The sequence below is a fragment of the Pseudomonas helleri genome, from assembly GCF_009600315.1.
GTDB lineage: Bacteria > Pseudomonadota > Gammaproteobacteria > Pseudomonadales > Pseudomonadaceae > Aquipseudomonas > Aquipseudomonas helleri_A.
Genome location: NZ_WIWC01000002.1, coordinates 260022 through 268326, shown reverse-complemented (window position 1 = coordinate 268326; position 8305 = coordinate 260022). Strand labels below are relative to the sequence as shown.

General features: G+C 53.9%; 8 protein-coding genes and 1 pseudogene. 6 read left to right on the top strand and 3 right to left on the bottom strand.

The features are described 5' to 3' along the window. Nucleotides 1-77 precede the first annotated feature (77 nt). Both GHN86_RS02530 and GHN86_RS24000 read right to left on the bottom strand, forming a co-directional pair. A pseudogene (locus tag GHN86_RS02530) lies at nt 78-1022 on the bottom strand (type IIL restriction-modification enzyme MmeI); the annotation flags it as partial. A gap of 405 nt (nt 1023-1427) precedes the next feature. Next, complete coding sequence (locus tag GHN86_RS24000; RefSeq protein ID WP_416333487.1) at nt 1428-1613, bottom strand: hypothetical protein; 186 nt, start codon at nt 1611-1613, stop codon at nt 1428-1430. A 432-nt stretch (nt 1614-2045) separates the two neighbouring features. Between GHN86_RS24000 and GHN86_RS02525 the strand changes: the two genes are divergently transcribed. From GHN86_RS02525 to GHN86_RS02500, 6 genes are all read left to right on the top strand, one after another. Then, nucleotides 2046-2411: a hypothetical protein gene (locus GHN86_RS02525; protein WP_010655627.1), complete on the top strand. Its 366-nt coding sequence runs from the start codon at nt 2046-2048 to the stop codon at nt 2409-2411. Between the two features lie 229 nt (nt 2412-2640). Continuing rightward, entirely contained in the window at nt 2641-3483 is an 843-nt protein-coding gene (gene trbJ, locus GHN86_RS02520) for a P-type conjugative transfer protein TrbJ (RefSeq protein WP_228389590.1), read from the top strand. A gap of 2 nt (nt 3484-3485) precedes the next feature. After that, entirely contained in the window at nt 3486-3671 is a 186-nt protein-coding gene (locus tag GHN86_RS02515; RefSeq protein WP_010655625.1) for a hypothetical protein, read from the top strand. A 2-nt stretch (nt 3672-3673) separates the two neighbouring features. After that, complete coding sequence (gene trbL, locus GHN86_RS02510; protein ID WP_153386071.1) at nt 3674-5287, top strand: P-type conjugative transfer protein TrbL; 1614 nt, start codon at nt 3674-3676, stop codon at nt 5285-5287. Between the two features lie 2 nt (nt 5288-5289). Continuing rightward, nucleotides 5290-5610, top strand: a complete 321-nt coding sequence (locus GHN86_RS02505; protein ID WP_010655623.1) for a hypothetical protein — start codon at nt 5290-5292, stop codon at nt 5608-5610. A gap of 344 nt (nt 5611-5954) precedes the next feature. Then, a complete protein-coding gene (locus tag GHN86_RS02500) occupies nt 5955-6737 on the top strand; it encodes a hypothetical protein (protein ID WP_010655622.1) in 783 nt (260 codons plus the stop codon). A gap of 226 nt (nt 6738-6963) precedes the next feature. Here the strand turns inward: GHN86_RS02500 and GHN86_RS02495 are convergent, their stop codons facing one another. Further along, nucleotides 6964-8286, bottom strand: a complete 1323-nt coding sequence (locus tag GHN86_RS02495; RefSeq protein ID WP_010655621.1) for a hypothetical protein — start codon at nt 8284-8286, stop codon at nt 6964-6966. Nucleotides 8287-8305: the final 19 nt, after the last annotated feature.

Here is an 8305-nt window from a genome sequence, read left to right as displayed (position 1 = left end):
CAGAAAGCCTTGGCTATGCAATATGATGCTCCTGCGTCAATTCAATAACCGTGTTGCACTCAGCTCCTGCAACCGCCAGGGTTCAGTACTTTTAGGATATTGGGCACACTGGTGTAGTGCATGCCCAGGGCGCCACGCTCCTCGTCATCAGCCACGGCCTGGATCATGGAGCCGAAGATATCGGGATTAATTTGCTTCCAATCCAGCGCGCCGATATGCAGCAGGTAGCTACGTGCAATGCGGGAAAAGCGAGGTACGTCTGGCCCGCCCGAGAATAGCCCACCGTTGACGTAGGGGAAAGCATCTGCCCAACGCGGTAGGTTTGCCGTAACACGCTGAGCGATCGGCGTGTTCATGGCCCGAAATATCTCGGCCACCACTTCATGCAGATTGCTGGCATCCCGGTCACTCATTTGCGAGAGGGTGTCGCTAAAGAGGCCAGTGCCGTTGAAAATATCGGTGTCTTCAGCAAAGAAGCAGAAGATCAGCCGCGCCATGAAATGGTTCATCTCATGACGGCGTTCGGCGGCGCCCCACGTCGGGTTGTCTTTGAGCAGCTCTACGTAGAGCCGGTTCAGGCGGCTGGTAGCGCGGATGTCAAAAGAGTTCTCGCGAATCTTTTTGATAGTAGAAATGCCTGCCAGCGGCAGGAAAAAACCGAAGTGGTCAGGGAACTGCGGGTAGTCGCAGACAACCGTCTCGCCACTTTCCAGCTCCTCAGCCTCCAGCGTTTCGCCATCAGTGGCAAGCACGTACTTGGCCTTAGCCCGCAATGTAGCTGGGCTGGCCTTGAGGGCCGCCAGTGTCTCGGTGACCTTGCCGGACTCACACACCGCCAAGTGGATATTGCTTGTTTGCAGTACACCGCCCAGATCTGACTTGTTGGTTGCACCCGAACGCAGGCGTTTGAGGGTGGTTTCCTTGTTACCAAAGGCTTGCAGGAAAGCATAAGGAAACTCGATCTGATCAAACGGCTGGCCCGCCAGATCGGTGATTGCTTGTTCAATTTCTACGGCGTTCATATGGGACAATTCCGGTCACTACTGCCAAGGTGGCAAAGCGGGAATTCAACCCGCCATCCATGCAAAGTGGGTGGATGATAAAGCAAAAATTGCTCTAGAAATGATTCTCCGTGGCCGGTGGTGTGTGAGAAAGCAGGCCTGGTTATCCCTTGCTAATGGAACCCTGCTATCTCTGATCGCAATGCCCAAAGTTAAAAAGCGTCGCATTCCAGCAATTCATGCGGGTTGCTGAATACCAGACGGTGGCTGATATGTGCGCTCGCCTTCATCAGCCCTACCACCAAATTGGATTGCGCAACCCAAAGCCCGAAATCAACAAATGTGGCGATCAATATTATTTTTGAGCAAAAAAGATACCGCTCATATTGTTCCAGATCCGTGCCTGTAACTTGCGAAACCAGATCATCACACGCTCGACCTCGACTGGCCTGCACCTTGGCCGCTTGTCTCCGCTAGCCAGAGTGTAAACAAGCCCGAGACTCGACCCAGGTAGCCGTTAAATTTAGCCAGATCAGCGACCGCCTTCAGGTCAACCTCTGAGCCAATAGGGGTATTCAGACACAAGGCACGCAGGCAGCCCGTACGGGACATCCCAACTTCTTCGGCCTTATCAGTGATCACCGCCTTTCCTCACATTTAACCGAAACCTCGATTGGCATGCCGCGTCGGCGAGCCCTTGTTCTTTCTTTGGTGCCACCTGTCATAGGCGCTCCTATTGTTGCTGTGTTCTTGCCCTTAGACGCGGCAGCGGCTATGCGCCTCGCAGAGCAAGATCCGTTGAGCCGAAGGCGGATAAGGGGAGGTGTTGGTAGGGTGCGGGCTTGCCCGTACCCGTACAACACACATCTTGCCGTCCGATTCGACGCTAATGCATGCGTATCTCTGCGAACAAATCATATATAGCATTCCTACGCATTTCTACGCATTACTACGCATTCCTACGCATTTCTGCGCTGGATCATGCATGGCAAGTAAAGAGTTTTTTGCGCATACTTGCGTAACTATGCTTAAGCAGAGGCTGCGATGATGAAGACACCAAAAGATGGGCTAACTGGCGCGGGACGGGTGGCGTTTTTAGCGCGCCTAGATGAGTTTCGTGGTCTTATTCAAGCCGGTTGGCCGGTGACGGTCGTTTATGAGAATCACGGTGGAGATAACACTGGTCTGAGCTACAGCCAGTTCGCCCGGTACGTCGGAAAGTACATCCGCAAGCCGACCAAACGTGGAGCCCAGCAGCCCACAATTCCTGACGAAATAACAATTCCGGTAGCGACGGTGCAAGAACAAATGCAGTCCGGCCCCTCAACGGTACCAGCCCCTATGTCGAAGCCCCGACCTGTGTTCCGACATGATCCAAGCAGCGGCAACAACCATGATGATCTTATGTAGATTTCCAAGGGTTAAGCCTTTTCGGCTGTACATCTTTCAAGCGGCCGGAAGCACGCACTGCAAGTAGCAGCCGAATACTTGGTACATTCCAAGAAAGCCAGATTGAACAAATAATCGCCACGATTCGATCTTCCCCATGTCAACCTAATTAGCCAATCATTCCATCGATGCAACCGGCATGTCCAGGCACGATCAGGCACTGATCAAAGTGACTGATAGAGGCCGGAAAATGCACCAAAAAATCATAACGTCCATCGTCGGTAAAACGCCGCTAGCGACAACTCCCCTGCACAGAACGACCGTTTCACCCGCTCGAAAACTCCGTCGGCAGGCGGCCTATGGTGCCAAAATTGCCGTAGTCGCCTTTTTCGGATTGGCAATATACATCGCCCCACCACCGGCTTACGCCATCTATTGCTCGAACTGCTCGACGCTCTATCAGCAGATGTTCGAGTACGTCGAGGCCGTTAATACCGCCTTGAACACCGCCGAGACATTACAGACGCAGATTCAGCAGTATCAGAACATGGTCACTCAGGGCACCGGCTTGCCCAGCTCAATGTTCGGCAGCATCGCGGCCGATCTTAAAAACGTTGCAAACATCTACAACCGCTCGCAGTCCCTAGGCCGCCAGATCCAGAATATGGACTCGCAGTTCAACACCGTGTTTCCTGGTTTTCAGTCCTATCTAAATCAAGCTGCAAACTCGGCGGAAGTACCGGCGCGTGAGCGCTATCAGAAGTGGTCAGAGCAAAACCACGACAGCGTAAAAGCGGCCCTAAAAGCGGCCAACCTAAACACCAGCACTTTCGAGTCTGAGGATACCCAGCTCGATCACATGGTTGCTCGCTCACAGTCGGCCGTGGGCCGGATGCAAGCTATTCAGGCTGGCAACGAGATAGCCTCTCGAAACGTGCAGCAGTTGCAAAAACTGCGCGATCTACTGGCCACGCAAATAAACATGCAAGGCAACTATATGGCTCAACAGGGCGACCGAAAGGCTGCTAGCGAAGCCGCCGAGCAAAAGTTTGAGGCTCGTAAAAACAACTGGGGGCCCTCCGAGGATTTCTAACCATGTTCATATCCAAAAATCTGATCGCTGGGCTATGCATCGTCTCTGCTCTTAGTGGTGCTGTTCTGTCCGGATTCATTGTTTCTATCCACACCGATTGCGGGGCTGTTGAGCGTTCGATGCAATCACACACGGATAAAAACTTTGAAGCACGGAAAAACAACTGGGGCCCGCCTGAGGATTTCTAACTATGCAACGCTCAATATTTATAGCACTCGCTAGTGCAATACTCTTGCTTTCGGCCAGTAGCGCGATGGCAGCAGGAGACGTAACTCAAAGCAATGAAATGAACGGGCTTTTGAGGCTGCTCTATCAAGCAGCAAGTGAATGGTCAGCACGGCTACAGGGTTATGCACTCAAACTACTGGCATCTCTCGCTCTCATCCAATTGGTTTGGACGTTCATGCCTTTAGTGATGAAACAAGCCGACTTAGGGGAAGTTTTCGGCGAGCTGATCCGCTTCTTTATGGTCATTGGCTTTTTCTATGCGGTCATTGAGCATTCCGTGCCATGGGCGACTGCGGTAGTGGACAGTTTCCGAGAAGCCGCGGGCACGGCTAGCGGTTTGGGCCGTGCGCTTCAGCCAGGTGATATGTTCGCGGTGGCTGTCAACTTCTCACGCACCATCGTAGAAGGCATTTCACTTTTCTCTCCGGGTAAAGCAATTCTTATCGCGCTTGTTGGTTGCTTGGTTTTACTGTGCTTCGCCTTTATTGCGGCATTCATGTTTGTGACGCTTGTAGAGTCGTACGTCATCATTAATGCCTCCGTACTGTTCTTCGGTTTCGGTGGTTCGCAATGGACACGCGATTTTGCAATTGCACCACTCCGCTTCGTTGTTGCAGTAGGTGCCAAGTTGTTCGTCTTAACCTTGATCGTAGGAATTATTGTCACGTCGGCTAAGTCCTGGTTAACGGCTTATACCAATGACGAAGCATCTCTGATGACATTGGCAGGTTTGGCTTTGGTATGCGCTTACCTGACCAAGACTATTCCCGAACTGATTGGCGGGATGATCAGCGGCACGTCAATGGGTGGAGGTTCGGCCATCGGTGGAATGGCAGCGGCTGGCGCTGCCGGTGCTGCTGCCGCAGTTGCCACCATCGCCACGGCCGGTGCCGCTGCGCCCGCCGCCGCTGGTGCGCTTGGCGCTGCCGGTGGTGGTGGTGCAAGTGCCGCAGGGGCGGCTGGTAGCGGAGGATTGGCTGGCTCTATTAACTCCAGCTTTGCCGGTGCGGCAAACTCCGGCATCGGTGCAGCGGCTTCAATGGGCAACGCCGCGTCCTCTGGAGTGGGTGCCAGCACTGGTGGCGGTGCAGCCATCAAAGTCTCTACATCAGCAGGGTCGAGCGTAGGTGGCAGTACAGCTAAAGCGACGCCCAGCCCTGCCCAGCCACCTAACAGCGGCGTGCAGCAGGCCGCCAAGCAGGCTGGAAAGGTAGTGCAAGACAACGACGACAAAGACAAACAACAAGAGACTCCAAAAAGGGGTAGTGAAGTGTCGGAAAATCCCTTTTTTCAAGCGGCTAATGAAGGTGCGAAGGTGCTCGGGGTGATGGCTTCATTGGCTGTACCGGGCATGGAGAACGCGCACGGCCTATCCCTTGGTGCTGGATCAACCCCACCTTCAAATAGCGAGGCCAATTCGGCCGCTCCAAACAGCGGCGGAGAGTTAGCCGCTGATTCCGAGCTGGGGGATTCCAACGTGATCCGTCCTGCCTCAGACGCAAGCTCTACTAATGGTCGCTTATCCTCGCTGAGTGTGCCGGGTACGGCCTCAAACGACGAAAAAACGGAGAAATAGTCATGATGGGCTTTCTGATGTTCGCTGGATTCGTAGTATTCGCCTTTACGTTCGCCATTGGCATGTGGGCACTAGGCCGGTGGCTGCGACGCAAAGGTTACGGGCCGCAGCTAGATAAGCTGGATCGGCAGTACACGGCGTTGCAGCTTCGCGTTAGCCCGCTCGCAATGTCCGCTTCATATCGCATGTTTGTCGGGACAAAGGCTCTAAATCGCCTACCTTTGCTGGGCAGCAAGACTAACGCGAACTTGAACCAGCAAGTTTTGATAGCCATCCAGGCCGCGCAGCAATCACAGCAGCACGAACACCCTGCCAATCGCTAATCACTACTCTGCCCACAGACAACCCCGCCCAAGTGCGGGGTTTTGTTTGCTTACTGTAGATTAAGCAAGCGTCTGCGTTTTTTCTGTCGTCGAGGGCGGTAGAGCAACCTCTTACGGATCGTAATTTCGGCACGATTCGTGAGATAAGTAGACCGAATTTTGTGAAAGGACGCTCAAGATCAATGCTTTCGTACATTGCCACTTACCTGCTTTTCGCCTGCATGCTCGCGGTCCTGGACCGTTTCAGTGATCGCCCATTGTTCATCCGGACTCACCTCAAGCATTTGCCATGGAAGCTTAACTACAACTTCAGATGGTGGAGAACCCAAGAGTAATGTGCGGCAATGATCCAGTTATCAATTGCCGGGCTGTTCTTCCTCTTGTTTTGGAACGCTCTCGGAGGGGCAAAGGGTACCCTTGTAGCGCAAGGTCTGTTTTTATTGATTTGCATGAGCTCGTCTGTACTTTCTATAAAGCAGTTTCAGTTGATAAAAAGATTTAAGGCTCACGTGTGGTGGATGACAGGCCTAGCAGCCTTGGGAACAGTTGCACTGAGCATCATAGCAAGTGCGTATGCAGATTCATTGATAGTCAACTGGACCCGCATCGATGCCGCACAGTTTCCTCTTGCCCAAAAGGCGTTATCCGCCTTAATCCTTATAGCGCTATGGGGTTACGTCGCGACCGTCCTGATCAGCTTAAGCGTAGGGATTGTTGCTTTTTCAATGACCGTGACACACCCCGCTTTCATGCTGGAAACCAAGAAAAAGCACTTGAAGTTCAAAAGTTGGGACCAGTACAAGCCCGGTTTGGAGCAACGAAGACATTCCAGGCTGCTGGTGACCGTTTGGAGCGGGGCAGCTTTTACTGTGGCCATCCTGTTGAATTCTTGGGTATCTATCCTGGGGCACGCAGAAGAAGGCCTCCAGGACGTAATGATCTTTGCCTCATTTCACCTCCATCCTGAAGACTGTGGAGTTCAGGGTAAAACAGCAGACACCTGGGCTGCCCTTGTCGCCGAAGGTCGAACAGTGATCGCGACACCTGCCGCTAACGGTTACTCGTACGAAACCATGGGGTGCAAAATACAGGCCGTAAAGCTCGCTAATGCAGTACAGGAGCATTGACGAAGCTTCACCACGAAGGGGTTATCGAACTGGGCGTGCTGAGCGGGAGCACGAAGCTACACATGCGTCTAGCGAAACCTGGAGCCCCTCTACGTTAGTAATACGCACGTACTTTGAACACCTTTCAGTCCCCCACTACGACGCCTAAATTCCCTCTGGATCAGAGCTGACGGATTCCCCTCAACCGCACTGGGGCTTCGCCATTAGTAATACGGACGGACTTGTCTCACTGTATTTCCCCCTCGGTACCCGTTGCTTTAAAATGTAATGCGCATGCACCTGTCTCAACCGGTGGAACGGCTGGCTTACCAGCGCGATACCAGCTCGCACGGCTCATTCCAAGGAACTCCCAAGGCTTCCGGCGGCTCAATGAGGCGTTTTCATAGCTCTGACGGTCTGTGGCGCCGGCAGCGCGCCTACGGATCTCGTGGCGCTTCCTATCACGCTCTCGGGCCATCTCCGAGCTGATAATAGTCTTGAGTTGCCATTGCTCATCTGTAGTGATCCCAAACAGGTTAATGAGGGTGTCGTTCTTGGGGGTGTATAGCGGTGGATAGTCCTTACCTCCGAAACTGACCCTTTCCCCCGACTCGTAGGCTTTGGCTTTGCTGAACAACGTCATCAGCTCTTTAGATCGGCTATTCCATTGTGGATCTAGCTCGCGAGCCAGCGCTGAGGCTTCGTGATACATCTGCTTGCTGTTGGTCGCGCCGGAAAGTAGCAGGAAGTTCAAGCGCCAAAACAGGTGTTGCATCCGGCAGCCTTCGTTGACACCGCCGCGCAGCTCGGCGAGCTTGCGCAGGTCTTCGAGCCGGTCCCACGCAAGCTGGCGGCCGGAAAATCCGCGGAGATTGTGAGCTTTACCGCCAGGCACCAAAAGGAAGGGCTTAGGCTTGGGTTTGACCCGCTCGGCCTGTTCCTGCCGCTGCTGCTCTATTGCCCAGCGGGCAGTTGGTAGCAGGGCCTCGGCCAGATACTCGAAGTTATAGCGGACCGGCTGGTCATCAGTGTCGTTCGTGACGTGAACAACGCGACAGACTTCGCCACTCTTGCTGTTGACTGTCTGGATGGTTCGCAGAACTCGGCTTGCGTCTTTGGCCATCGGATCGGCACCGACGTGTGCGAGGCGATCCACTAGGTAGCGTTGGCACGCATTCCAGCGGGGCAATCCCTGACGCGGGATAGTACCGTCGAGTAGCCATTTCGCTTGGATACCCCGGCCGCTGTAAATCAGTACGGACGGTGCTGGCAATCCTTCTTCAGTGCAGAAATACAGCACCGACATCGCCAGTTGGTCAGGCGTGCGACCGGCGAGAGCCGGTACGCGGTAGGTATCAAGATCGGTGAACAACAGCCCCAACCGGGCAAGGTTCACGACACGCCGGTTGGGCCGGATGAACTCTGCCTGTGACATCCATGTGTCGCGGGTTTTATCCACCAAATTGAGAATTGCGGGCATGTCCGCTAACCGGTGGGAGGACTGGCGTTTTTCGCCACGTACGTCAACCAACAGCGAGAAAAATCCGCTCCTATTGCTGTCGTGGTACATCTGCGCCTCGTCCTGAGAA